The organism is Pseudoalteromonas sp. OOF1S-7 (assembly GCF_022347765.1).
Lineage (GTDB): Bacteria > Pseudomonadota > Gammaproteobacteria > Enterobacterales > Alteromonadaceae > Pseudoalteromonas.
In genome coordinates this window covers 517493-542245 of record NZ_JAKRFZ010000002.1, presented here as the reverse complement: position 1 = coordinate 542245, position 24753 = coordinate 517493, and the positions used below count along the sequence as shown (strand labels likewise).

Sequence of the window (24753 nt, the reverse complement as noted above, 5' to 3'; positions counted from 1 at the left end):
TTAGTGATGAGCTGGCGGGAAAATCAGTAAAACTTACACATTCCCAGCCCCAGCGTTTCGCCGTCGCGCAATGCATAGCCGTAGCGCTGGTAGAAGGCCTCTTTGCCCTGTGCTGCCAGCAATGCCGCGGTTGCGCCGCCGTGACAATGTGCAGATAGGTATTGCTCTATATTGTCCATAACGATATGGCCAAGGCCGCAGCCCTGATACGCCGGGTGCACAATAATATCCTGAATGTAAAAGTACATCTGTCCATCGCCGACCACCCGGCCACAGGCAACCAGTTGCTGCCCTTTTCGGCATTGCACCCAGTACAGTGAGGCCGCAATGCTGGCTGCGACTTGCTCAAGGGCCGGGTTTTGCCAGCCGACACTTTCGCGCAGCACACTGAACTCAGTCGCTGTGGGTGGTGATTGCAAGATCTCCAGCTCAGTCATCAACATCAAACCTGTCCACCAGTTGGTCAAGGTTATTGGCCAGTTCAACTAATTGGGTTGCGCCGGCGTGCAATGCATCGGCAGAATCCCCCACTTGTTGTACCGACTGGCTGACGCCCTGAATGCGAGACTGGGTTTCTTCGGCGGCTTCGCCCTGAGCGTTGGCCTGGCGGGAAATATCGGCAATGATATTTTTAACCCGAGAGACCGAGCTGGCGATGTCGTCGAATGCCTGATGTGCCAACTCTGATTGCTCTATGGCTTGCTTGGATTCATCCACACTGGCGGTCATGCGCTCAGACACACTGCGAGTCTGATCAATTAGTTTTGTCAGTACCTGTTCAATATCCTGAGTTGCATCATGAGAGCGCTGTGCCAGTGTTCGCACTTCGTCTGCCACCACGGCAAAACCGCGACCTTGTTCACCGGCGCGCGCGGCTTCAATGGCGGCGTTCAGGGCCAGTAAGTTGGTCTGCTCGGCAATGGTACGGATCACTTCCAGAATATTGGTGATATTATTGCTCTCGTTTTCGAGTTTACTCATGGCGGTTGCGGAGTCGCCCAATGAGTCGTTGAGCTTGGCAACCTGAGCCACGGTGCTTTGGATCATCTTATTGCCGGTCTGAGTGTGTTGCTCTGTGGTGGAGATTTCGTTGAGCGCATCGCCACAGTTGTCGCTCACCGTCATGGCCATGGTAGCCATGGACTGCGTGGTATCCGTTGCCGTCTGCGAAGTTTTTTCCTGGTGGCGACATTGGCTACGAATGTCATTGATCTGCGACTGGGAGTTATGCGCTTCACTGTTCAGGGTGCGTGCATTGCCCTGAATGTCTTTGACCAGCGCATTAATTGAATTTAAAAATTGATTGAACCAGGTTGCCAGCTCACTGATTTCATCATTACCGATCACCTGAAGTCGTTTTGACAAGTTGCCTTCACCCTGGGCGATTTCTTTGAGGCCGTCCGAGACCATTTCTATGGGGTAGACAATTTTGTTGGCCAGCACAATGGCAATCACCACAAACAGCGCCAGCATTATCACAGCGATGATACTGATGCTGTAAGTCATGTTGTAAGACGAAGTGAGGATCTCGTCTTCTTCAATGATGGCAATAAAGGTCCAGCCGAGTTCGTCAGAGCGATAAAACTTGGCGTTGAACGTCTTGTCCTGGTGCTCCAGCGTAATAAAAGGCGTATTTCCTGCGTTGCGAATTGCCTGATACCGTGCGTCGTTCAAATCGCGGATGTTTTTAAAGTTATTGTCGGCATTTTTGGGGTCTGCCAGTACGGTTCCCTGATTGTCGAGCAGCAGTAAATAGCCGGTATTACCAAGCTTGATGTTGCTGACAATGTCGGTGAGTGTCGATAAGGTCACATCCAATGACTGAACTCCGAGCATGTCGCCGTTTTTCATGATCCCGGTGGCCACGGAGACCATGGCCTGCCCGGTTACCCCCTGATAGGGCTCGGTGATCACCACCTCAGATGGGTTAGTACTCACTTGCTGATACCATGGCCGCTTGCGTGGGTCGTAGTTGCCAAGCGGCTCAGCGGGGTACTGGATAAAGCCGCCGTTACGAGTCCCTAGGTAAACGAACAACAGCTCCGAATGCGTTTTGCCAAAGGTCGTGTATAGATCAAAAATGGCGGCCTCAGCTGCCCCGGAGGCTTCTGGCGTCATCATTTTTTCGGCACCAAAATAGGTTGTGGTGTCCTGAGATACCGACTGCACCGTTTTACTTTGTGCTAAAAACCGGGCATTGCTTTTCATCTGGTCGAAAAAAATGATAAAGGCGTTTTCAATTTGTCGGATCTCGTTGACAGATGTTTCTAAGAATCGGTCCAGAGACTCCTGTTTGGTGCGCGAGATACTCATGATGGATATGGCAAGAATTGGAATGATAACGGTCATTACAAAGCTTAAAATCAGCTTTTTACGCATTCTCATGGGCAACCACCTCGGTTTTTATTGTAATAATAGTGTAGTTGTGAACGAAGCAAATTGCTCCGAATTCGCCCAATTTATGGGCTTTGCATTAATATTGCAAACTTCTGAGGGTTGAACAAGGCGTGCTGCGATAAAAGTAACAGCGATTGTTGCAGGTTGGGTAATGCAGGACCCCAAAAAGCGGGATCCTGCATGATGATTTGGCTCGCAGGAGGTTATTGTATATCGTGCTTTTTCATGAGTTTATAAAAGTCGGAGCGGTTTCTTTGTGCCAGCTTAGCGGCTTGCGGCACATTGTTTTGACACAAAGCCAGTACTTTCAGTATATAGTCCCGCTCAAACTGACGTTTGGCATCATTAAGTCCGATAAACGCCTGGCGGTCGTCCTGCGCCGGCAAGGCATTAAGCACACTGTCCTCAGAAATATGGCTGCCTGGCGTCATTGCCACGCAGTACTCAATCACATTGTGTAACTGGCGGATATTGCCGGGCCAGGCATAGCTTAAAAGGGCGGTCATGGCATCCGGCGAGAGCCGTTTGGGTGCTTTGCTCAGCTGTTTTAAAAACAGGTTGGCCAGTAAGGGAATGTCTTCAACACGCGCTTTGAGCGATGGCAGCGATAACTGCACAACGTTAAGCCGGTAGTAGAGGTCTTCTCTGAACTTACCGTCGCTGACCGCCTGTGCAATGTTTTTGTGGCTTGCCGAAAGAATACGCACGTTAACGGCTTGCTCCTGATGCCCGCCAATCGGGCGGACGGTTTTTTCCTGTAAAACCCGCAGCAACTTGACCTGCAAATCGAGTGGCATATCACCGATCTCATCCAGCAATAATGTGCCCTGATCAGCGCTCTGAATGAGTCCCTGTTTATCTGCAATGGCACCGGTAAACGCGCCTTTTTTATGACCAAATAATTCGGACTCCAGCAGATGTGCTGGCAGGGCACCACAGTTTATGGCGATAAATGGCCCCTGAGCATGGCTGCTTGCCCAGTGAATGGCCCGCGCGGTGACTTCCTTACCGGTACCGCTTTCGCCCTGGATCAGAATATTGGCCTGACTGGGGGCAATGGCTTTAATTTGTTGCACCAGCTGGCGCATGCTCGCGCTCTGGTGGTACAGGCCATGAAAATTATCCGGCTCGGGGGCGTGCGATGTACTTTGCTCCGGCAGCGCTTTGTTAATTGCCGCCAGCAGCTCGTCACTGTCGATTGGCTTAGTGATAAATGCCGTGATCCCCTGCTGAATGGCATCTACCGCATCGGGAATAGAACCGTGCGCGGTCATCATGATCACCGGCAGGCCAGGATAGCTGGCCTGTAACTTTTGATTCAGGGCCAGGCCGTCCATGTTATCCATGCGTAAGTCGGTCAGCACCAAATCGATGGCGGTGTTTGCCAGTTGTCGCAGTGCCGCATGCCCACTGCTGGCCAGCGTTACCCGAAAGCCATGACTTTCCAGCCGCATTGCCAGCAGCTCGCTGAGGGCCGGGTCGTCGTCTACCAGCAAAACAGAGGTGCTGTGCGATGCAGGCTGAGGATCTGTGGTCTCGATTTCTGTGTAAGACATTATTGCTGCTCCTTGGGTGTCTGAGGGGACTCATTCAGGGGCACGTCCTGAAGTCTTTGTTGCTCTATGTCGGCAAGCTCCTGCTTGAGGGTCATCAGGGCCTGATTGGTTTGATTCAGCTGTGATTGGATCTGGCTCAGTTTGGCATTGCTGCGGTGCAGGCGGATTTTTTGTCCCCGCAGCACCTGAGTGTGTTGTTTCAGCGTGTTAAACCACAGCTGATAGTGCTCCGGCCAGGGCTGGCTTTGCTCAAGTGCGGTGATCAGTTGTAACTGTTTAGTGGTCGACACGGTGTCGCAGTAGTCATTAATAAAGGTTTCAATGGCAGCCTGACCGATATAGCGCGCCGACTGGTTATGCTTTGGCGGCAAACCCTGCTGGCAAACCTGTAAATAACGTTCGAGCAGAACCGCCAGTGACGCATAGTCCGGGCTCACTGTTTTACTTGGCCCGATAAAGCTACTTTTGTGTGTACTGGGGCTTAGCTGACAGCCACTCAGAGCGACAACGAGCACTAAGCTAAAAAACGGGATTCTCATTTGCTTTTTCCTTGTTTTGGCAAAGTTAAACTAAACTCGCAGCCCGGGTAGATATTTTGCCACCCTAACTGGCCGCCAAACTGGGTCACACATTCCTCAACTATGGCCAGTCCCAGTCCGCTGCCAGCAACCTGGTTACGCTGTTTACCTCGAACAAAGGGTTTAAACAGATGCTTGGCTTCTTGCGGGTCGAGCCCGGGCCCATCATCACGGACACTGACTTGCCAGTGGGTTGGTGAGTCTGTGAGGTCTATGCTGATTTGGCTCTGGGTATACTGAATGGCATTGCCAAGCAGGTGTGTTAGTGCCAGTTTGACTGGCATTTCGGGTAAGTGAGTGAGTGCGGGGTCAAAGCGCCAGTCAATCTGAATACCTGTGCTTTGCAGCCGCTGTGCAAAGTGCTCTTCAAGCTGCTCTTTGATTGCCTGGGCGCTACAGCGCGCCTGTTGACTGTGCGGATGGCTGGCAGCGCTGAACGTGAGCAGATCTTCAATCAGCTGAGTCAGTTTGGTCACTGAGGTGCTCAGAATGCCGATTATGCGCCGTTGCTTGTCGTTCAGCTGCCCCAGATGCGGTGTATTCAGTAACTCGGTGCCTTCTTTGATTGAGGACAGCGGGGTTTTTAGCTCGTGTGACACATGGCGCAAAAAGGTCTCTTTTTGCTGCTTGCTGGCGGCCAGCTCATTACGTAATTGCTCGAGTCGTTCACCCAGCTGAGTAAATTCGTGACTCCCGGACAGTTGAATGGGCGTGGCTAACTGGCCGGCACCCACGACCTCAATGGCCTGCTCCAGCTGAAACAACTGGCGGGAGATCCGTTTTATCAGCCAGATACTGAGTCCGATCAAAACAGGTAACAGTATGCTCAGCCCGATTAAAAAGCGTTGCCGGATCTTACTTTGCTGTGCCAGCGCGTCGTTGAGCGTGTTATCAAGGGATTGCTGGAGCGATTGTGACTCGCGAGCCAGGGCAGTGACTATAGCTGATAAGGTTTTACTGTCGGGTGCCTGGGCTTGTGAGAGGGACTGTTGCCAATTTGCAACGGCTGCGCTTTTTTCGAGCTTTATCAGCAGTGTTTTGAGCGAGTTTTTACGCTTTTGCCAGTTGTCGTTGATACTTTTTTGCAGTTTTTCGCTTTGTAGCAGCTGATTGTTCAGCTGGGCCTTTTCGAGCGCCTGTAGCGCGTTTCTCAGCTCATTAAACTCTGATATAACCTTCTGATTATTGGCATAAATATCCTCTACTACTCGCTGCTGGTAGGCTACCGATTGAATAAACCACAGGGTGAGCAGTAACAGGGGCACCAGGGCCAGCAGCAGCGCCATCAGTGCCTGTTTCCATAACGCCTGAGAAAAAAATTGTTTGAGCGGCTCACGAGCGCGCAGTTCTGAGCTGGCATGCTGCATAAAATATCTGGCTTTTTAGTGCGTTTTCAGTCCGCTGTTGCTAAATGGCAACAGGTGTAAGTTGTTGATTTTTAAAATTGAGCCAAAAACGCAGGTGAAACAGTGTTGCCATTTAGCAACAAACCACCTTAATCCCATCTGAACTTTTTTACCCATAAATAAGTAACCTGTTGAAAATAAAGAGCTAATAAAATCTGGCATCAAAGTTGGAATAGTCATGTCAAACGCAGCCAACAAACTCCAAGCGGTTTCGCGGCAGCTGATTTAACAGCAAACATTCAAATAACAGAAGGAAAGTAACATGAAAACATCTATGACAATGATTGCAGCTTTGGGTCTGACTGTGCTGGCAACAGGTGCGATTGCAGGCGGTGACTTCGAACAATATGACGCAGATGGTGATGGCGCTATCAGTCTGAGTGAATCAAAAGCAAACCCCAGATTGATGGGTCAGTTCAAAGACCTGGATAGCAATGGCGACGGTCTGCTGAGCAAAAGTGAATTTTCTGGCTTCAACGGCTAAGCATTACTCTGGAAGGAGGATTAATTATGCAACTAAAACATGTATTTGCACTAACAATCGGTATGTTTACCAGTGCACTCGCACTTGCTTCTGAGGTGGATTTTGCGCTACTGGATGCCAACAACGATGGATTGATCAGTCTTTCAGAGGCGAAACAAGTCCCTCAGGTGGCAGAAGCATTCAGACGCCTGGACAGAAATCGCGATGGTGCACTGAGCGCCAAAGAATTTAGTCACTTTTAACCCAAGTTAGTGAGGAAATAATGATGAACAAACTAATGTTAAGCACAGTATTGATGCTGGCCAGCCTGGGCGCACATGCAGCAAGCAGCTCATTTTCTTCCTTTGATACCGACGGTGACGGGTTTATTACAAAGTCTGAAGCTGCAGGCTCAGAAACCCTGACGGTTATTTTCGACAAGCTCGACAGCAATGGTGACGGTAAGCTTTCCGAGCAGGAATTTCGCCAGTAACTGAATGAGCGCGATAAACCAAGTGGCGCCATTGTCGCGCCACTTCCCCCAAGGTTAGATAAAACAAATTTAAGTCTTACGCTAAGGAGCTAAGTATGAATAAGTTAATGATCACAGCAGTCTTTATGATGGCCAGTCTGGGTGCACATGCAGCAAGCACGTTTTCGTCGTTTGATAAAAATGACGATGGTTTTATCAGCAAGTCAGAAGCCGCAGTTTCAACTGAACTGAGTTCTGACTTCGATACACTTGACAGCAATGGTGATGGCAAGCTGTCTAAGCAGGAGTTTCGCCTGTAACAGCCTGAAGTAACACAGATACTCTCCCCCAATTTTGTATTTTTACGCAATGATCTTCATGGGTCCTTCCATGAACCAAGGCTCCTGATAAGGGAGCCTTTTTCGATTCTTAAGCCGTTGCAGCCATGCCATGTTCACTGCGTAACAGGCCGTACATATAGCCATCATAATAGCCATGGCTGAATTTGAAGTGCTGACGTAAATGCGCTTCCTGCTGCATACCCAGCTTTTGCATCAGCCGCCATGAAGCCTGATTTTCAACCGCGCAAAATGCACAGATCTTATTGAGCCCAAACTGCGCAAAGGCAGTCTCTATCAGAGCGTTTGCTGCCTCAAATGCATAACCCTGACCGATATATTTCTCATTCAGGCGATAACCGATTTCGGCTGTTTTAGCGTTGTGACACAAAAACTTATACATGAGTTCACCGACCAGCACATTGTCTTCTCGTCTGACTACAGCCAGCAGCAGCCGCTCGTACTCGTTTGCCTGCCAGGGAGCACTTGCCTGATCAATGCGGGCCTGGGCATCTTCCAGTGTGGCCGGGTCTCCGATATATCTGGATGTCTGTGGGTTACGTCTGCTCTCGTAAATGGCGTGCAGATCACCTTGCTGCAATGGCCGAATGGTAAGGCGGGCCGTGTTAAAATGAAGTTTTTCGAACATGAAAGATCCCAAAAAGTATACGTTAAGTGTGTTCAAAATGTGGTCGCTGAATGCGGATAGTACGCCAGCTTAATAACAGCAGCACGGCGCACACTGAAATCAACAGTGACAGAGTTTGCGTGTTGTCTGGCAGCCATAAATTAACCAGCCAGGCAATCACAGAAAAAATCAGCAGCTCGATTGCTCCGACCAGGGCGTTTGCAGTGCCCGCCTGAGTGGGGTGGAGTAGGCCAATCAGGTGCATGTAGCTTGGAAAATACCCGCCAAATACCAGCATAATGGCTGCATACGCCAGCAACACGGCCAGAGCGTGGTCGCTGGCCAGCAAAAAAGTCAGTGCGCTCATGAGTAATGCCGGCCACAGCCACAACACAATCTTCAGATAGCTGACACGGCGCTGCAATACCTTAGCAAACACAGCGCCCAGCAGCAGGCCCACCATGGGCAGCATCATCGCCTGGCCGGTCTGGCTGGTAGTGAAACCGAAACGCTCCTGAAGTAAAAATGGTAAGTGCAGTTGAAGCGTTAAATACAAAAAGGTGGGCACCCATTTGAGGCTGGCCAGAGATAAAAAAACCTGGCATCTGGCCATATTCTGATAGTGCCTGATAAGGCTCATTGGGTTAATCGCAATAGGCTGAGGTGCGCGGGTCTTGAGCAGGCTCAGTCCAAATAGCGTGATAAACAGATAGTAAGTGATGAGCGCCAGAGATAAACCCTGCCAGCCAAACCAGCTGCTTAGCATGCCGCCGAGCAGCGGGGCAATAATGGCGGTGACACTGGCTGAAATGGCAACCGTGGCCATGGCACTTTTCAGTTTGGCGCCAGACAGGCGCTGAGCCAGCAATGTGCGGCTTATTAACACCGGTGACGCTGAGCCTGCGCCTTGTAAAATTCGACCAATTAAAAAGGTGCTGCTATCTGGTGCAACGGCGCATAACAGGGTGCCGATCAGCAAGACGATTTGCCCGGCAATAAACAAAGGCCGATCACCAAATTTGTCGCGCAGCGGGCCGACAATCAGCTGCGCCGCGCCCAGGGTAATAAAATAGCTGATGATCATTGCCTGACTCAGACCATTGGATAGCTTCAGGCTGTCAGCAATATCTGGCAAAACAGGCATATAGACCTGGCTGACCAGCTGAGAGCAGGACATCAGTAAAACCGCGAGCATAGTAAACAAGTACACAGGCACTCCAGGTACAGAGGATTTGACCTGGGCACTATACGCCGCTTTCATTGTCCTAAAAATAAGGTAATAATTAAAATACTATTTCCTGTTAGGAATTAATTGAATGGATTGGTTAACGGCGACACGCAGTTTTTGTGTTCTGGCGGAGCTGGGCAGCTTCACCAAGGCGGCAGAACATCAGGGGGTTTCGGCATCTGCCATGAGCAAACGGATTGACTGGCTTGAGCGGCATCTGGGACAAAGCTTGTTTATTCGCACCACCCGGCAGGTCAACCTGACCGAGCAAGGGCTGCATTTTTTCCCTCGCGCCAGAGACTGGCTTGCTCAGTTTGAAGCGCTGGTGGAAACCGCACAAACTGAGCCGTGTGAGTTACAGGGGAGTCTGAAAATTGCTGCCACGCAGGCGGTGGGCAGCAGTGTGTTGATGCCCAAGATAGAGCTGTTTTTAGCGCTACATCCGCAGATCACCATTCACCTGAACGTACTGGCACCGGGCGAGCCACCGGATCTGCAACACGACGTGGTGATCACCCGTTATAACGAGGCGTTCGATTCGGTTTCGCACAAGGGAACCCGATTGTTCGATTATCAAATGCAGTTATTTGGCGCACCCGAATATCTGGCCCGTTGCAATGAGATAGCCAGCGTTGAGGACCTGGCAGCGCATAAAATGTTACTGAGTAGCTACTACCACAAAATTGGCGGGGTGGTGCTTGAAGATGGTCGGCTGTTTGAGTTCACTAACTATAATTTTGTGACCGATCATCTGGATGCCATTTTAAAGGCGGCTGTGCAGGGGATCGGCCTGCTATTTATCGCGCCCAGTTATATTGAGCGGGAATTAAGCTCAGGCGCACTGGTGCCGATTTTGCCGGATATTCGTTCTGAGGTTAAACAGCTCTGGGCTTATTATCCCAAGGCGAGCTACACCCCCCGCAAAACCCGGTTGTTTATCGAGCACCTAAAAACGACGTTGTAGCAGTAGCAGGGGCATTTTCCGGCTTGAAAATGCCCTCACACCGCGTCATTCCGGCAAACGAGCCGGGAACTACTTACATTCAGCTCAACTGCCTGTGGTTGCATTGGTGTTGCAGTTTCATCGGATACGCGATGGCCGACGAAATAACGCCGGCCGGGCAAGTTAAAACCGGTAAGTCAGGCCCACATTCAGCTGGAACTGATTTAGTACATCGCCGTCGAAATGCCAGGCACAGGCATCCTCGTCGCTGCCATCACAGCGTACTTTAGACGAGTTCTTGATAGCAGAGGCAAGCCAGCGTATTTCAGTTTGCGCGCTGAACCCGGCTCCCAAATCATATTTCAGGCCACCATAAAAGCCCGCAGCAAAAAAGTGATCCGGTTCTTCAAAGTTAGGGGTTACTTTATTCACACCGATTTGGGCACCGATGTAGCTGTCGAGATTGTCTGTGATATCCACATCTATGGCGCTTTGAAACATCAGATATTCCATATCCACTTTCTGAACTGGGGCATCTTTAAATTCAGTTTCGAGCATACTGTAAAACAGGCCATAGCGTTTTTTATCTAAATAGCGATCAAAGCTTACCCCAAAGTGATTTTCATCGGCCAGGTCGACCACGGCTTTTTGACTGGTATGCAACTCCTGATTGCTACTTTTACCACCATACAAAGTGACACCAAAGCCGTTTTCGGCCAGAGCAGGGCCACAAAACAGCCCTAAACCAAGTGCTAACCACACATAGCTGCGCATAATAAATCCTTGTTATCTCGTGTGTTGTCGGATGAGTTGATTGCCAAGAAAGTAACATGCCTTTACCTCCAATAACAGGCATTTAGTGACTTAATTTGCGCTGGTTTATAGATTTGTGCCATCAGCATTGGCACCGCCTTGCAACCTCAAGTACAATAGGGGTTTTCGATTGCAATACACCGGAACCTTCCCCCATGGAAATCAAAGTAAATTATCTCGATAATCTTCGAATTGACGCCAGATTCGATGATTTTTCTGTCATTGCCGATCAGCCTATTCGCTACAAAGGCGATGGCTCGGCGCCCAGCCCGTTCGACTATTTTCTGGCCTCATCAGCGCTGTGTGCGGCTTACTTTGTGAAAGTGTATTGCAACGCGCGCGACATTCCGACCGACGGCATTCGCGTGGCGCAAAACAACATTGTTGACCCCGAAAACCGCTATAATCAGATCTTTAAAATTCAGGTTGAGCTGCCAGAGAGCATTTCTGAAAAAGACCGTCAGGGCATATTGCGCTCTATTGACCGCTGTACTGTGAAAAAAGTGATCCAGACCGGTCCTGAATTTCAGGTTGAAGCGGTAGAGAGCCTGGATGACGATGCACAGGCTATGCTGATGGTAAACACCGATTCAGATGCCAGCACTTTCATTCTGGGTAAAGACTTGCCGCTGGAGCAGACCATCGCCAACATGACCGGTATCCTGTCGGACCTGGGCATGAAAATCGAAGTGGCGTCGTGGCGTAACATTGTGCCTAACGTCTGGTCTTTACATATTCGTGATGCCGCATCACCGATGTGTTTTACCAATGGTAAAGGTGCAACTAAAGAAAGCGCGCTGTGCTCAGCACTGGGCGAGTTTATTGAGCGCCTGAACTGTAACTTTTTCTATAACGATCAGTTCTTCGGTGATGAAATTGCCAACGCTGAGTTTGTGCATTACCCCAATGAAAAGTGGTTTAAACCGGGCGACAACGACGAACTGCCAAGCGAGATCCTCGACGGCTACACGCGCGAAATCTACGATCCGGAAGGCGAGCTGCGTGGCTCAAACCTGATAGACACTAACTCGGGCAACGTGGAGCGTGGGATTTGCTCTATTCCTTACACCCGTCACAGCGATGGTGAAACGGTTTACTTCCCGTCCAACCTGATTGAAAACCTGTTCCTGAGTAACGGCATGAGCGCGGGTAACAACCTGTTTGAAGCCAAAGTTCAGTGTTTGTCTGAGATCTTTGAGCGTGCGGTGAAAAAGCAGATCATAGAACAGGAAATTGTGCTGCCGGACGTACCTGAAGACGTACTGGCTAAATTCCCGGGCATTGTGGCGGGTATTAAGGGGCTTGAAGAGCAGGGCTTCCCGGTTGTGGTAAAAGACGCCTCCCTGGGCGGCCAGTTCCCGGTCATGTGTGTGACCCTGATGAACCCGAAAACCGGCGGTGTGTTTGCTTCTTTTGGTGCGCACCCAAGCCTGGAAGTCGCGCTGGAGCGCAGCCTGACCGAGCTGTTGCAGGGCCGCAGCTTCGAAGGCCTGAACGACGTACCTAAGCCAACCTTTAACAGCATGGCAGTGTCTGAGCCGGAGAACTTTGTTGAGCACTTTATTGATTCTACCGGTGTGATCTCCTGGCGCTTCTTCAGTGCCAAGCACGATTATGAGTTTGTGGAGTGGGACTTCACGGGTACCAACGAAGAAGAGTGCGACAAACTGTTCGCCATTTTGAAAGACTTAGGTAAAGAAGCTTATATCGCTGAGTTTACCGATATGGGCACAGCGTGCCGTATTCTGGTACCTGGTTACTCAGAGGTTTACCCGGCAGAAGACCTAATCTGGGATAACACCAACAAAGCCCTGCAATACCGCGAAGACATTCTGAACATACATTCGCTGGAAGATGAAGCACTGGCCGATTTGGTTAATCGCCTGGAAGAAAGCCAGCTTGATAACTACACCGACATCATCACCCTGATCGGCGTAGAGTTCGATGAAAATACGGTTTGGGGCCAGCTGACCATCTTAGAGCTGAAGATCCTCATCTATCTGGCGCTGGGCGACATTGAAGCCGCTATTGAGCTGGTCGAAACCTTCCTGCAATACAACGACAACACCGTTGAACGCGGCTTGTTCTACCAGGCAATGCACGCGACGCTGGAAGTGGCACTGGATGAAGAGCTGGAAATTGAAGACTACATCCACAGCTTTACCCGCATGTTCGGCAAAGAAGTCATGGATGCAGTGATCGGCTCAATCAACGGCGACGTGAAGTTCTACGGCCTGACATCAACCAACATGCAACTGGAAGGCCTGGACAAGCACCTGCGCTTAATCGACAGCTACAAAAAGCTCCACGCCGCACGCGCTAAATTTGCCAAGGGGTAAATCGCTAAGTTGTTATTAAAGCCCGCAGGTTAATTACCAGCGGGCTTTGGTTGTGCAATGTGTGTGGAGCGCAGAATTTGGGGCGGGTGATGAACGTCGAACCGAGGCTCTGGCGCTATGTAAACTGAGTATTCTCGCTACAAACAGGCTCCTTTTTCGATTCAATTATGCTCCCTGTATAAAGTCATACCGGCCTTGAGCCGGTATCTTTTCAGTGGCGAGTGGGTGTTTCAATTTGGGTTATTCCCATTCACCAGGGCCTACGTAATTAAATATACAACCCCTGCTGACTAATCGTCTTCTCCGTCAATGCTTTATCCAGCCAACCCAGTTTAACCGGTGTATGGTACAACCTTGGATTACCTAGTTGTGGCCAGATGTGGCACAGTCCGGGTACAAAGACTTTAGCCGTACTCAGCGGAATAGGCGAGCGGGAATAATCCAGTGCCAGTGTTTCCATATCCAGGCTGTGTAATTGTTCAACTATGGCCAGAATGTCATCTTTCAGATCGCCGCTCTGAGTCAGCTTATAACTTGCCCTTGGTGCCTGGTCGTCTGGCAAAAGTAAGCTGTCATCTGTAATGGCATCAAAATCAAACGGTGCACCATTTTGGTCCCGGATAGGAATAAGCTGGCATAACTCAGTGAGCGCACGTTGCGCCGCCATTTCTGGTTTTAAATGACAGCCAAATCCAAATACATACCCCTGGGTTGTTTTGTTACGACCAATCGCTGCCATTACAGGCACGCCGGTATCCACAGTGAGGTCCAGCACCCAATAGTCGTGTTCAGCGGTGATGGCTTCATGCAGCGGTGCCAGATAATCCGGGTCCAGACCACTTAACTCAAATTGCGGGCGCGGTAAGCGGTTGTACCACCAGATAGCAGTTGCATCACGCTCAAGCAACTCAAATAAAGCCTGTAAAATGGCTTCTTCCAGGTTATTACCAGCGGCACAACCATTGGAGTGCCATTTGCCAAAGCGGTCTTCCTCAAACGGCGTATTGGCAAAGCAGCAAACGGTAGGCACGTAAACCTTTTCATCGCGAGTGAGTGACCAAAGTGCAGTCCAATTGACGGCTTCCCCAGTATAAGGCAACGCAGCTTGTTTACGCTGAGATTCAGAATCAGCGGGGTCTGAGAAACGGGCGTATTGCTGCTCGCTGTAGGGCAACAGCTGTGCAAAATCATAACTACGGGCATCAAGTTGTTGAGCCTGCACCACCTGACTTGGCTCATCGCCAATATACTGAGCGTTCTTGCGTTCTATTGCTTCACACAGAGCACTGGCTTTGGATTGCTCGTGCGTGACGCCTTTGCCAAGGCAGGTTTGATTGAACTCATCGACATTGAGCGTTGGTAAGCTTTTGTTCGGGCATTTGAAAAATGCGCTACGGTATATTTTTATTGCTTTTGAATTACTCAGAGTTGAAAGCTCATTAATTAGGCCAATGCATCGGTTGATATAGGGAGAGATTTTGCTGTTTGTTAGTTCTGGTTTCATGCTTCTCGAGCCGCCATCACGACCAAAAACTATCGGGCAGTTTTCTAGTGCAATTTTTGTTGACCATTGCTTTGCATTCTTATGGCAGGAGCTAAATGGAAAAGTATCTATCTTTAAGTCATCAGACACGATGCATACTTGATCAGAGGACAGCAGCTGTTTGGACACAACTAGCGCGAGTGCCTTGTCAATAAAGTTGCTTGATTTGCGATAGTACCGTGTTGTTGCATTATCAGAGTTTTTTAAAAAATAGGAATTCATGGGCAGGTTATTGGCCCTGAGTTTTACATAATACTCAAAATCACTTGCTGATTTTAAGGGCGGGCTAATAACAAGCAGATTGAAGAAGTCTTCGACTATAACCAGGCATTTATTATGTGCCTGAAACGTTTGTGCCGATAGTTCTAGAATATCTTTTGTTATAACTAAATTACAACCAGATAAGTCGGTTTTCCTGATATCACGGTTTTCAATAAGAGCAACCTCGGAGCACTCTATGTCCTGTTCCCATACTTCCTCTGGTCCTTGCAGTGATATTACAAGCCCTGCTTGGATCAGGTTATCAATATAATAATAGAACAAGGCTGATTCTTGTGGGTCGTTAGATTTAAGAGCAATCTCTTGGATCGTGTGCTTACCATCAATGTACTGAAAAAGTGGAAACCGATTGCGTTCCAAGACATAATTTTGACTGTAATGTGTTAGAAATACATTCCCTTGTTTGTCCGTGATGACGGTAAACTTAGGGTTCCACATTATAAAACTGCTCATTAGTCTTTTTCTCTTATATTAATGATGGGCAAAGGCGAGGGTTATTTAGTATGTCACTATACCCATAGTCAGGAGTGCTTCTGTCTACACATAAATCTTCTGTATACACGCCAACGGATAAAGCGATTCGAGCTTTATCACTGGTATTTGCATCACTGCCATGAATTAGATCCCAATGATGTAAAGAGAAACCTCCGAGAGGAACTTCTACAGGTGTTTCTGAGTATTTTCCAGTTGAAAAATGTGAAAGGCGTTGAGTTTCTGCTCTCAGATTAAGCTCCTGACCTCCCAAAGGCTGAACGTACTCTTTTGTGTTTTGTGAACCGCCAATATATTTCAAACAGCCCGTATCCAAAGAGGTCGCAGAAAATGGGATCCACAAAGTTGCAACGCCTGATTTAAAAAAGGGCATATGCTGAGAATCTCGGTGCCAGCCAACGTTGAGTGAAGGAGAGTGACCTGGTGGCTTAATATAAAGCTGGCTGCCCCAAACCTTTAACTTGCGGCATTTCAAAACGTCAGCGATCAAAGGTCCTATGTCGCTTTCAGTTAAGAGCTGATAAAACGCCTGGCTACAAAAATGAGGCTGAGCAATTCTGGTCAACGAGTTATTGTCGATGCCGTTTACAAGGCCCCAATGTGACTGCCCAGTATCGCTGTGTCCATTAATTATGCGACCAATTTGTTGGTGGGCTGAGTCAAGGAGTGTATGGTTAATGATTTGGCTATCGAAAATAGCAAAACCCAATGTAGAGCAATTATCCACGGAAACTTCCAAAGCATTTTAGTGGGTTTACTTCTAGGATTTGATTAACAATTTCTTTGCTTAGAGATGTTTCTTGATATATACACTCTGTGTTTACCCCTTCATGATCAGGGTGTGGGAAATCAGAACCAAATAGTAGTTTATCACTTCCTATGAGCTTAACAACTTCGTTCAAGCAAGGCTCCTGAGGTTCAATACTCACCCAGCAGTTTTGTTTGAAATAATATGATGGTTTATTTGGCAACTTATCTTTGATTAATTCAGGAAACTCTTCATAACAAATGTTGTCTAGCCTCCACAGCCAGTAAGGGACCCAAGCGGCGCCGGCTTCTAGAAAGACGAATTTTAGTTTTTTATATTTCTCTAGCACACCACCTTCCAGTAAACTCAGAAAAGCGAGTTGTGCTTCTAAGGCATGTGAACAGGCATGTAAGCTGAAACGAGAATTAAATCGATCTGCTCCTACGGTAGGGCCATGTAAATGAGTACCACCATGGAACGCAATAGTGATGTCGTTTTGTTCACATAATTGCCAAAAAGGCTCGTACTCTTCGCTGCCTAGGTGCAATCCCATGATGGGTTCAGGTCTCAGGGTTACTGTACTAAAACCTTGCTTTAATATAGTTTTCAACTGGTTTACAAGGGTGCGCGGGTCGTGTCTACTCACCACTGCGGCAGGAATCATTTTCTCGTAATTCATTGCGCAGTAATTAAGAATCCACTTGTTGTAAGCGTTAGCATACTCTATCGATACAGGTGCGGGCAATGCCTGATGGTTTACTATATAGCCTGTAAAGGTAGGGAATATAACTGCACGGTCTACACCGTCGTTAAGCATGCTTTGTAGTTGACCCATACCACTGCTGGCAAGCTTTCGGTCTTCAGTATTTCTTGGCCTTTTGGCGGTTTCCTGCTGTATGTCTGCCCCCCAGTTATTCAGAATTGGATGGTCACCGATATAATATGTTGGAGGGAGTTTTGCTGCTTTTTCGGCATTTTGAATACTATCTAGAGCTGTTTTCTCAGGTGAACTTTCATTTCGAAAATACACGGGGTACTCTTTAAAAACCTCTGGATGGACATAGTCTTGCCACAAATGTAGTGGCTCCATTACATGCCTGTCACAGTCTATGAGTGTCATATGGGCCTTCTTTTGGGTTAAACGAGAAGCAGCAGTAGCTGCTTCTCCGTATTTTGATGCGTAATTAGCACGAGGTAAATGGCTGGCTTCTACAAATATCCATGAAGTCGCTTATAGCTTGTGATTCAACCATTGACTTTTGTGATTCGTTATCTATGTGTGATAAGTCTGGTTTTGGTGGAATGGTAACAATGAAGCAGCCCGTTAATTCGCTCATATCTTTGAATTGCCATCCATTGTGCAGCGGTGGAAGATCAGAGCCGTCAGTGTGGCCGTCAAGTCCAAGCATTTCAATGAGCTTATTTTTGATTTCTTCATCTGAAGGTGGCTGTTCGCAATCACCACAAATGCTTGTTACAGATTCTATGTTACTACTAGTTTGAAAATCAGGATTATTTGATATGTAATCTGGGCACGGTTGTAATTGTTCTACAATCTGCTGAGTTTCCGGCTCACCAGCAACTGTTGCTGATATAGTTCCTCCAGCATTTCGGTCACCATGTGTGAAAGTGACAGAGTCGCCTTTACGAATTACAAATCGAACCTTAGTTTGATAGGCTGGGATTTGTGGGAAAAAGCCAAATTTTGCTAAGTAATACTCAGGGAACTTTACGATATAATCTAGCTCTTGATCATTGTCCCAGTTTTTCCAAGTATATGCGATCATCCGGCTCAGGGCGGAGTGCCATGCACTAATTGCTAATACATTATCTACAGGAGTTGGCTCGGACTCCTCTACATGGCTACCAAAGCCATATCTTGTACCTAGTTTATGAAAATTGTCAGACATTTTAGTTTTCCTCGTTTAATAGTCTAGAAAGTTTGGTGAAAACAGGGCTATCTTCTAGTTGCTCGTTGTTCACAAACCAGTGATAGTTTTCTCTTAGTAGCTCAAAATTTTCTCTATCCTGCTTTAGAGAGTACAAATATAGACGGCTTTCGAGTTCAAAAAACTTTGCGCTTTGGCCTTTAGCTGCATCTATTGAAGAATGTAACAAGGAGATAATTTTCTCGTTAGCACTCCCTTGTTCCAGGTACATACACTCAGCTAGCGTTTTTTTAATAAATGGCATCACTGAAAGCTCTCCTTGGCGTTCACAGCGTTCGAAAGATGAAGTCATTAAGTCAAGCGCTTCACTCAAACCGCCTTCTTCTATATATGCTTCTGCTAGGTGTGTTACGTAGTACCCTGCAGCAAAAGTTTGTCCCGTTTCAATTTGTTTGTTCAGCGCCTCACGCGCCATTCTCGTGTCTTTGGCAGATGAATAGCTGTAGCACTCAAGGAAGTGTAAATGAAACACATTCCCCCTTGCTTGAGCACCATATAGCTCCTGAAAACGAGACCAATTATCGACAACTTTATCGTGTTGTTTCAGGAAAATGTGATAGAGGGCTACAAAAATATTTGCAAATACTATCTCTCCAATGGAGTTTAGGTCCTCTGCATAACGTGCAGATTCATAAGCACAATATTTAGCTTTTCTCAGTAACCCTAAATGGAGGTAGTTATATGATGCGAGAGATAAAATTTGAACCTTAATGTTCATTCCGTACTCAAGAGCGAGTGCGGCGTCTTGTTCATCATTGTATAGCTCTAGTGCCTCTTCATATAGTTCACTAGCAGATAAAAGGTCGCCGTCGATATTGTATGCTTGAGCTACGTGGACGAGCACTACGATAATATCTTGTCTATTCCCTTTTTCTCTTACAGCTTCAAGTAAACTTTCCCCTAAAGCACGAGCTTTGCTCCTGTGCGAAGCATAATGTGCCGACATGAATAGAGTCCATTGACTTTTCTTGTACATGTCGAAGAGAGAGTCTTGCTGTTTGTCGTCGAGCCAAGGACTTTGAACAATTTCGGCAACCCGATTACCCCAACTTAAAACTCTTTCTGCACCATAGCCAAACAGAGTCATGATAGAAGGTAGCATGGCTTTGTGGAGGTCTAGTTCATTCAACATAGAGCCTTTGTGCTCTTTGTAGTTTTCAAGCCAGCTGAGAGCTTCGTCACCTATCACAATTGCTGATGAGTGAGCCGAACTTCTCACTTGCTTATTAATTGCTTTGGTGCGAAATGATACTGCGTTATCAATTTTATCTGCATTGTAGTAATGATTAGATATGACTAGCGGTTCATCGAAATTAGAATTAGCATATTCAATGCTGAGGGTGTCTCCAATTCTTCCGTGATTCCTGACCTTGTCTTTTGGGTTCATACTCCCATAAGCCGCATCTCTCACCAGCGCGTGTTTAAAGATATAACTGTCACTTTCAACCCGGCGTTGTTGAATGATGAGGTCTTTCTCGATCAGTTCATTCAGGTCGTTTTGGATCTGATCTTCGCTGAGTGATGACGCGGCGACGAGCAGGTCGTATTCGAATTCGCGGCCTATGGTGGCGGCGAGCTGTGCGGTTTCTTTGGCGTGTACCAGGCTGTCGAGTTTTTGCTGTAGTGATTCGCGCAGGCTGCTGGGGACCTGATCGAGTTTATCCGGGCTGACGAAGTTGACTTCGCCGCTTTGCTCGCTGACGAGTGCTTTTTGTTTCAGCATATCGACCAGCTCTTCGATAAACAGCGGGATGCCATCGGTGCGGCTAACCAGGATATCGCGTACGTTTTTCGAGACGGCTTTGCCTTCGAACAGTTGCTCGATGAAGTCTTCGGTTGCTTTGGCGGTGAGCTTGTGTAGCTCCAGCTCCAGCAATGTCAGGTCGTGCAGGCTGTCTGGCTTAGGCTGGCGCGAGGTGCTGATCAGCACGCTACCATCGCTCAGGTTGGCTGCAAAGTGGTGGATAAACTCCAAAGTGGTGGAATCTGCCCAGTGAATGTCTTCAATGATGTACAGCTTGTGGTTGCTGAGGCTGAATTTGTGCGACAGCAGCAGGGCACTCAGGCCTTTGAACAGCAATTCTTTTTGTGCGTCCGGCGCCAGTGACGATGGCTGCATGTCTTCGGGCAACTCAATATTCAGCCACACCAGCAGGATTGGCAAAATAGTCTCGGTGTTGAGTGTGCTGTCTTGTTCATTAAGCAGCGATACAAACAGGTCTATGACCTCTGTATTGCTGAGATTGCTGGTATTAAACAGGTAACGCACCAGCGTCAGAATAGGGTAGAGCGCGTTGTTCTGGTGCTCGGGCAAACACTGGGCAACCAGGTGCTGGTATTTACCGGCGTTGGCGCGAATTTCTTGCAATAACCGAGACTTACCAATGCCGGCTTCACCGTAAATATGGGCAACCCGGGTGGTTTGTTGTTCGTTATTGATAATAGACAGGGTTTTGTCCAGTTCGCTCTGGCGGCCAATCAGCTTGTGATGATGGCGTGTACCACGCATAAAGCCAAAGGCTTCTACACGTTTTTCGCCCTTGAGGTTATAAATGGCCTGTTGTTCAAACGCCATACCCAGCTGCATATTGTCGAAATAATCGAACTCACTGTAAGGCTCAAGGATGGCGCGGGATTCTGCGGTACACAAAATCTGACGTTCACCTGCCATGCGAGCCAGCTGCATGGCTGTGTTGGCAATGTGGCCCTCTGGCACGGCATTGGCGTAGGTGACAAAAATGCCCGAATGCAGGCCAATATGGGCATTGAGCTGCACGCCGTGGGCTTCCTGCATCAGTGCATTACGCTTGCCCAGTTCACTGATCACATCCAGTGCGGTACGTGCGCTCAGCCGGGTGTCGTTGTCGCTGGCAACGGGGTAACCAAAGTAGAACAGCGCAGTATCGGCCAGATTGCCTACATGATACGCACCAAAGCGGGTGGCAATATCAATACAGGTGTTGCGCTGCGACTTAAACAGGGTGTCGATGACATCTAAGTCTTTGGTGTTTTCATCGAGCATTTTAGCGCTGAGGCGCAGTGCCATAACGGTGATCTGTTTGCGCTCTGTCAGCGTGGTGTAATCCTGCTGGCCGGGGTGATTAGGGTCGTCGGTGCGCAGGACCACAGTGGCATCGTCGTAACCATGTTGCGCCTGGACATCTGCCAGTACGCCCACCAGGTTCGACACATTCATGGAGTTAAGTTCACTGAAGGCCTCTTCCCCCGTGATCACCCGCTCTGTGGCATTCTTTTGTAGCACACGGCGCAATAATCCCGACAGCGGGTGGCCAAGCAAGGCGCTGGGCAGCGGAATATGAACATCGCTCAATTGCTTGTGATAAATCGAGGCAATACTGGAGCCGGTAACGGCTGGTAAGCCGGTCAGACATTCTAAAAATACCAGACCCCATACATAGATATCGGTTTTGGCAGAGGCCGGTTCACCACGTAACTGCTCGGGGGCACTGTACGAAGGTGTACCCAGAGTTTCCTGGGTGAGTGTCAGCGTGGCAAAGTCCTGATGGCGGCTTTCCTGGCTGAGCGTGCCGATACCAAAGTCGAGGATCTTGGCGTAGGTTTTTGCGCCAGCCTGGGTCAGCATGATGTTGGCAGGTTTAATATCCCGATGGACTATGCCTTTTTGGTGTGCATGGATCAGGGCATCCAGTACCTGCAACATAATGTCGGTGGCGTCTACTGCGTCTAACGCACCTTCCTGGATGAGGTGCTCGCGCAGTGACTGGCCTTCCACATATTCAAACACGCCATACAGCAGGTTTTCGTCTACCTGGCCTTTATCCAGCAGGCGAACAATATGCGGGTGCTGCAGCTGACTGCTGAGCGAGGTTTCACGTTTAAATCGCTCAATGTAACGGTGTTTTTTGGCTTCGTCCAGATGTGGCTCAAGTGCCAGAAACTTGATTGCCACTAGCTGGTCGGTGTTTTTATTCTTTGCTTTGTAAACCTTACCAAAACCGCCTTCGCCTATCTTGTGAATGAGCTCATATTGCGTCGACTGAAAGCGATCCTGAATGTAAGGATCAGAAAATTGAGTTAGTGGCATAGTCTTTTATTTTTATCTAATTTGTTAACAGGGCTCGAACCTAAGCTCTAAATTATTGTTAAGAATTACGATTATTACAATGTTTTTTCAACATCCTTGCCATTAGCATCGTTTTATTTGACATCAGACAGGTTTCACTAAGATGAAGGTCGTATTGATTATCGGCAACTTATCCCACCACATGAGTAAATTTCAACAATTTCAATCGTTACTGATTAGTCCGAAGTATGCTGTATTTCTTGGCCGGTAATCTTTACCGATTATCAATAGAGGGTCAAATGCTTCTGACTGGGGATTGGAATAAATTACGGTGAGTAAGTGCTAAATTCCTATATTTATAACAAGTTTCAATACTAAATTGGTAGGTCTCGCGTGTCGTGTAATATCGTGTAATATCCAATTATTCAGTAGTTTGTAATAATCCCCCAGTTTTTTGGCTGTTAAAGGTATATATAGATGGAACGTCGTACTTTTCTTAAATCAGGCTCTCTCTTGTGTGCCAGTGGTGTACTGCCCATCGGTGCATTCGCTGCTAACACCAGTACATTTACATTTTCTGAACAAGGTACTCAGCGTGTTGATGCCAGTACATTGGACAAACTGGGCCTTACAGCACCAAAAATATCCGTTCAAGCGCCAAGTGGCGAACAGGTTGCGTTAACACTCAAAGCATCGGTTGCCAGGCGCTACGGTGATTTACTGTATGTCTATTTTGAAATGAGCAAAGAGATTGCAGTGTTCGACGTTGATGGCAATCAGCAAAGTGCAATAACTCTGCCAGACGGGTTTGGCGTACTCAGTGATTTTGCCGTTGAGCCTTCACAACAACTACTTTACCTAATTAAACGTGGTCATCACCACATTACTGTAGCGAGTTTTTACGGTGAAAAACTCAGCCAGATTGGTGAATTTGGTATCGATCTGGCTGCCCAATTAAATGGGCCAAAAAGCATTACGCTGGATGCATTTGGTCATGTGCATATTCTGGAAATGGGCACATCCAGCATCAAAGTGTTTGATAGTAATGGTGCTTTCTTGTACACCTACGGCCAGGCGCGACTCGGAAAAAGGCCTAACTATAGAGCGCTCGACGGCACACAGCAAATCGTAGTCAGCGGTGGTCAGCTGGGCGACAGAAAATGGATTTTTAGTAAAGAAGTTCGCAAATTATTGGCGCTCAACTAAACTCAAACGTGAAAGCTGACGCAGCGCTGAACAACACGGCTCAGTGCTGCTTCTTGTTGTCAGGGACAAACCCAGTTAGGTAACGCCTATGGAAAAACATCAAGTGCACGATGCAACATTGACCGACTATGCAGATCCGCAGATCGATCAGTTATTAAAGTATTCAGTTCGAAATCAACTAGAGTCTTTACTTAAGGCTAAACTTACCACTACACAAAGGCAACAAGCGCTTACTCAGAGCTTTGTAGACGCGATGACTTTAGTGCTTAGTACTGAACCGGTTCAACATGCTCAATTGACGGCAGCATTCGAGGCTATGTATGAACATGCTGTCCAGTCTATGGCCATGGCAGAACTGAGTGAGGAGCTGCTGACTCGGCAATACATCTCAGCGACTGGCCTGATCATGTCACCACTTAATTGTCGTCATACAATCAAAGACATCTATCGGATCCAGGGTTATGTTAAGGGAATAGACAAGGCTGTGCGGGCTATGGCCAGTCGAAAAGAAAAACTGACTATTTTGTATCCTGCATGTGGGCCATTTGCGCCTTTATTATTGCCCTTGCTGAGTTACTACAAGCAGCATCAATATTTTGACGAAAAGCAGTTACAGGTCATTCTGGTAGACCTACAGCCAGGTGCTGTACAGTCGCTACGCCAATTGGTGAGTGATCTGAACTTACAAGACTATATCAGTGAAATCACTGAACAAGATGCGACTACTTATGAGCCCAAGGAAAGTATAGATTTACTGGTGCTCGAAGCTATGCAGCATGGCTTTACTAAAGAGGGCCAGCTGAGCATTGCCCGGCATCTAGTGAAATACTTGACGATAGACGGTTGGATGATCCCTCAATCGGTTTCTATTCGCGGCATGATGGTACTTGGTGAAACAGAGTTTAATCAGCAATGGAAACAGGCTGAATATAGTCATTCAAAAAATCGCCACCGGGCTGCGCTTGACGACCGTGTTGAGCTTGGCGAGCTGCTGCATATTGATAAGTCCAGCTTATTGAAAATGGAAGAAATAACGCTAGCTGATGAGGCTAAAGTTATTCCCGCGAATCAGATAATTTTGCCGACTGATGTGCATGATATGAGCAAGCGCATTCTTGCCATTTATGCTCACATTACTACTTTTGCAGAAGAACAAGTTGATCAGTATGACTCGGGCATTACTCACCCCAGACCGGATATGACCTTTTATGTTGATACCCGGCCTCAAGACGTAGAACACACTCATTTTGTTGCCAATAGCGGCGACACAGTACAGTTTTATTATCAGCTCAGCGGCTTGCCGGGCTTTGTGCCTACAAAAGTGTAAGGA

21 protein-coding genes are annotated in these 24753 nt (G+C 47.9%); 8 read left to right on the top strand and 13 right to left on the bottom strand.

Features of this window, described 5'->3' with window-relative positions:
* Window positions 1-23: 23 nt before the first annotated feature.
* The 5 genes from MHN33_RS04985 to MHN33_RS04965 all read right to left on the bottom strand — a co-directional run bounded on the left by MHN33_RS04985 (window position 24) and on the right by MHN33_RS04965 (window position 5898).
* Complete coding sequence (locus tag MHN33_RS04985; RefSeq protein ID WP_239396576.1) at window positions 24-443, bottom strand: GNAT family N-acetyltransferase; 420 nt, start codon at window positions 441-443, stop codon at window positions 24-26.
* Window positions 430-2385: a methyl-accepting chemotaxis protein gene (locus tag MHN33_RS04980; protein WP_239396574.1), complete on the bottom strand. Its 1956-nt coding sequence runs from the start codon at window positions 2383-2385 to the stop codon at window positions 430-432. The genes MHN33_RS04985 and MHN33_RS04980 overlap by 14 nt, the downstream gene beginning before the upstream one ends.
* Window positions 2386-2600: 215 nt before the next feature.
* Entirely contained in the window at window positions 2601-3953 is a 1353-nt protein-coding gene (locus MHN33_RS04975) for a sigma-54 dependent transcriptional regulator (protein WP_239396572.1), read from the bottom strand.
* Window positions 3953-4492: a hypothetical protein gene (locus tag MHN33_RS04970; protein ID WP_239396570.1), complete on the bottom strand. Its 540-nt coding sequence runs from the start codon at window positions 4490-4492 to the stop codon at window positions 3953-3955. The genes MHN33_RS04975 and MHN33_RS04970 overlap by 1 nt, the downstream gene beginning before the upstream one ends.
* The gene (locus tag MHN33_RS04965) at window positions 4489-5898 is read right to left on the bottom strand and encodes a HAMP domain-containing sensor histidine kinase (RefSeq protein WP_239396568.1); all 1410 of its coding nucleotides are present in this window, start codon (window positions 5896-5898) and stop codon (window positions 4489-4491) included. Before MHN33_RS04965 ends, MHN33_RS04970 begins: the two co-directional genes overlap by 4 nt.
* 301 nt (window positions 5899-6199) lie before the next feature.
* On the opposite strand from MHN33_RS04965, the gene MHN33_RS04960 reads away from it, so the two are divergent.
* From MHN33_RS04960 to MHN33_RS04945, 4 genes are all read left to right on the top strand, one after another.
* On the top strand, window positions 6200-6421 hold the full coding sequence (locus MHN33_RS04960; protein WP_239396559.1) for an EF-hand domain-containing protein: 222 nt from the start codon (window positions 6200-6202) through the stop codon (window positions 6419-6421).
* 26 nt (window positions 6422-6447) lie between these two features.
* Complete coding sequence (locus tag MHN33_RS04955; protein WP_239396557.1) at window positions 6448-6663, top strand: EF-hand domain-containing protein; 216 nt, start codon at window positions 6448-6450, stop codon at window positions 6661-6663.
* A gap of 20 nt (window positions 6664-6683) precedes the next feature.
* Complete coding sequence (locus tag MHN33_RS04950; RefSeq protein ID WP_343224814.1) at window positions 6684-6893, top strand: EF-hand domain-containing protein; 210 nt, start codon at window positions 6684-6686, stop codon at window positions 6891-6893.
* 95 nt (window positions 6894-6988) lie between these two features.
* Window positions 6989-7192, top strand: a complete 204-nt coding sequence (locus MHN33_RS04945) for an EF-hand domain-containing protein (RefSeq protein WP_239396555.1) — start codon at window positions 6989-6991, stop codon at window positions 7190-7192.
* Window positions 7193-7301: 109 nt separating this feature from the next.
* Here the strand turns inward: MHN33_RS04945 and MHN33_RS04940 are convergent, their stop codons facing one another.
* Both MHN33_RS04940 and MHN33_RS04935 read right to left on the bottom strand, forming a co-directional pair.
* Window positions 7302-7859 carry a GNAT family protein gene (locus MHN33_RS04940; protein WP_239396553.1) on the bottom strand — a complete coding sequence of 186 codons (558 nt, stop codon included), beginning with the start codon at window positions 7857-7859 and terminating at the stop codon, window positions 7302-7304.
* 22 nt (window positions 7860-7881) lie between these two features.
* On the bottom strand, window positions 7882-9048 hold the full coding sequence (locus tag MHN33_RS04935; protein WP_239396551.1) for an MFS transporter: 1167 nt from the start codon (window positions 9046-9048) through the stop codon (window positions 7882-7884).
* A 106-nt stretch (window positions 9049-9154) separates the two neighbouring features.
* Here MHN33_RS04935 and MHN33_RS04930 point away from each other — a divergent pair, with 106 nt between their 5' ends.
* Entirely contained in the window at window positions 9155-10030 is an 876-nt protein-coding gene (locus tag MHN33_RS04930; RefSeq protein ID WP_239396549.1) for a LysR family transcriptional regulator, read from the top strand.
* 162 nt (window positions 10031-10192) lie between these two features.
* On the opposite strand, the gene MHN33_RS04925 is transcribed toward MHN33_RS04930, so the two are convergent.
* A complete protein-coding gene (locus MHN33_RS04925) occupies window positions 10193-10783 on the bottom strand; it encodes a hypothetical protein (protein ID WP_239396547.1) in 591 nt (196 codons plus the stop codon).
* Window positions 10784-10977: 194 nt separating this feature from the next.
* Here MHN33_RS04925 and MHN33_RS04920 point away from each other — a divergent pair, with 194 nt between their 5' ends.
* A complete protein-coding gene (locus tag MHN33_RS04920; RefSeq protein ID WP_239396545.1) occupies window positions 10978-13161 on the top strand; it encodes an OsmC domain/YcaO domain-containing protein in 2184 nt (727 codons plus the stop codon).
* A gap of 268 nt (window positions 13162-13429) precedes the next feature.
* Here MHN33_RS04920 and MHN33_RS04915 read toward each other — a convergent pair whose 3' ends face one another.
* From MHN33_RS04915 to MHN33_RS04895, 5 genes are all read right to left on the bottom strand, one after another.
* Window positions 13430-14665 carry a YcaO-like family protein gene (locus MHN33_RS04915; RefSeq protein ID WP_239396535.1) on the bottom strand — a complete coding sequence of 412 codons (1236 nt, stop codon included), beginning with the start codon at window positions 14663-14665 and terminating at the stop codon, window positions 13430-13432.
* 784 nt (window positions 14666-15449) lie between these two features.
* Window positions 15450-16202, bottom strand: coding sequence for a phytanoyl-CoA dioxygenase family protein (locus tag MHN33_RS04910; RefSeq protein WP_239396533.1), 753 nt, complete (start codon window positions 16200-16202; stop codon window positions 15450-15452).
* A complete protein-coding gene (locus MHN33_RS04905; protein WP_239396531.1) occupies window positions 16195-17343 on the bottom strand; it encodes an amidohydrolase family protein in 1149 nt (382 codons plus the stop codon). Before MHN33_RS04905 ends, MHN33_RS04910 begins: the two co-directional genes overlap by 8 nt.
* Window positions 17344-17407: 64 nt before the next feature.
* Window positions 17408-18133, bottom strand: a complete 726-nt coding sequence (locus MHN33_RS04900; protein WP_239396529.1) for a hypothetical protein — start codon at window positions 18131-18133, stop codon at window positions 17408-17410.
* A gap of 1 nt (window position 18134) precedes the next feature.
* Window positions 18135-22238, bottom strand: coding sequence for a TOMM system kinase/cyclase fusion protein (locus MHN33_RS04895; protein ID WP_239396527.1), 4104 nt, complete (start codon window positions 22236-22238; stop codon window positions 18135-18137).
* Window positions 22239-22694: 456 nt separating this feature from the next.
* Between MHN33_RS04895 and MHN33_RS04890 the strand changes: the two genes are divergently transcribed.
* Both MHN33_RS04890 and MHN33_RS04885 read left to right on the top strand, forming a co-directional pair.
* A complete protein-coding gene (locus MHN33_RS04890) occupies window positions 22695-23423 on the top strand; it encodes a hypothetical protein (protein ID WP_239396525.1) in 729 nt (242 codons plus the stop codon).
* An 88-nt stretch (window positions 23424-23511) separates the two neighbouring features.
* A complete protein-coding gene (locus tag MHN33_RS04885; protein WP_239396523.1) occupies window positions 23512-24750 on the top strand; it encodes a hypothetical protein in 1239 nt (412 codons plus the stop codon).
* The last annotated feature ends 3 nt before the right edge of the window (window positions 24751-24753 follow it).

What these genes read in the sequence shown, in the direction of transcription:
- MHN33_RS04985 (WP_239396576.1), bottom strand. Translation starts at nt 443, where the DNA reads ATGTTGATGACTGAGCTGGAGATCTTGCAATCACCACCCACAGCGACT.
- MHN33_RS04980 (WP_239396574.1), bottom strand. Translation starts at nt 2,385, where the DNA reads ATGAGAATGCGTAAAAAGCTGATTTTAAGCTTTGTAATGACCGTTATC.
- MHN33_RS04975 (WP_239396572.1), bottom strand. Translation starts at nt 3,953, where the DNA reads ATGTCTTACACAGAAATCGAGACCACAGATCCTCAGCCTGCATCGCAC.
- MHN33_RS04970 (WP_239396570.1), bottom strand. Translation starts at nt 4,492, where the DNA reads ATGAGAATCCCGTTTTTTAGCTTAGTGCTCGTTGTCGCTCTGAGTGGC.
- MHN33_RS04965 (WP_239396568.1), bottom strand. Translation starts at nt 5,898, where the DNA reads ATGCAGCATGCCAGCTCAGAACTGCGCGCTCGTGAGCCGCTCAAACAA.
- MHN33_RS04960 (WP_239396559.1), top strand. Translation starts at nt 6,200, where the DNA reads ATGAAAACATCTATGACAATGATTGCAGCTTTGGGTCTGACTGTGCTG.
- MHN33_RS04955 (WP_239396557.1), top strand. Translation starts at nt 6,448, where the DNA reads ATGCAACTAAAACATGTATTTGCACTAACAATCGGTATGTTTACCAGT.
- MHN33_RS04950 (WP_343224814.1), top strand. Translation starts at nt 6,684, where the DNA reads ATGATGAACAAACTAATGTTAAGCACAGTATTGATGCTGGCCAGCCTG.
- MHN33_RS04945 (WP_239396555.1), top strand. Translation starts at nt 6,989, where the DNA reads ATGAATAAGTTAATGATCACAGCAGTCTTTATGATGGCCAGTCTGGGT.
- MHN33_RS04940 (WP_239396553.1), bottom strand. Translation starts at nt 7,859, where the DNA reads ATGTTCGAAAAACTTCATTTTAACACGGCCCGCCTTACCATTCGGCCA.
- MHN33_RS04930 (WP_239396549.1), top strand. Translation starts at nt 9,155, where the DNA reads ATGGATTGGTTAACGGCGACACGCAGTTTTTGTGTTCTGGCGGAGCTG.
- MHN33_RS04925 (WP_239396547.1), bottom strand. Translation starts at nt 10,783, where the DNA reads ATGCGCAGCTATGTGTGGTTAGCACTTGGTTTAGGGCTGTTTTGTGGC.
- MHN33_RS04920 (WP_239396545.1), top strand. Translation starts at nt 10,978, where the DNA reads ATGGAAATCAAAGTAAATTATCTCGATAATCTTCGAATTGACGCCAGA.
- MHN33_RS04915 (WP_239396535.1), bottom strand. Translation starts at nt 14,665, where the DNA reads ATGAAACCAGAACTAACAAACAGCAAAATCTCTCCCTATATCAACCGA.
- MHN33_RS04905 (WP_239396531.1), bottom strand. Translation starts at nt 17,343, where the DNA reads ATGACACTCATAGACTGTGACAGGCATGTAATGGAGCCACTACATTTG.
- MHN33_RS04900 (WP_239396529.1), bottom strand. Translation starts at nt 18,133, where the DNA reads ATGTCTGACAATTTTCATAAACTAGGTACAAGATATGGCTTTGGTAGC.
- MHN33_RS04895 (WP_239396527.1), bottom strand. Translation starts at nt 22,238, where the DNA reads ATGCCACTAACTCAATTTTCTGATCCTTACATTCAGGATCGCTTTCAG.
- MHN33_RS04890 (WP_239396525.1), top strand. Translation starts at nt 22,695, where the DNA reads ATGGAACGTCGTACTTTTCTTAAATCAGGCTCTCTCTTGTGTGCCAGT.
- MHN33_RS04885 (WP_239396523.1), top strand. Translation starts at nt 23,512, where the DNA reads ATGGAAAAACATCAAGTGCACGATGCAACATTGACCGACTATGCAGAT.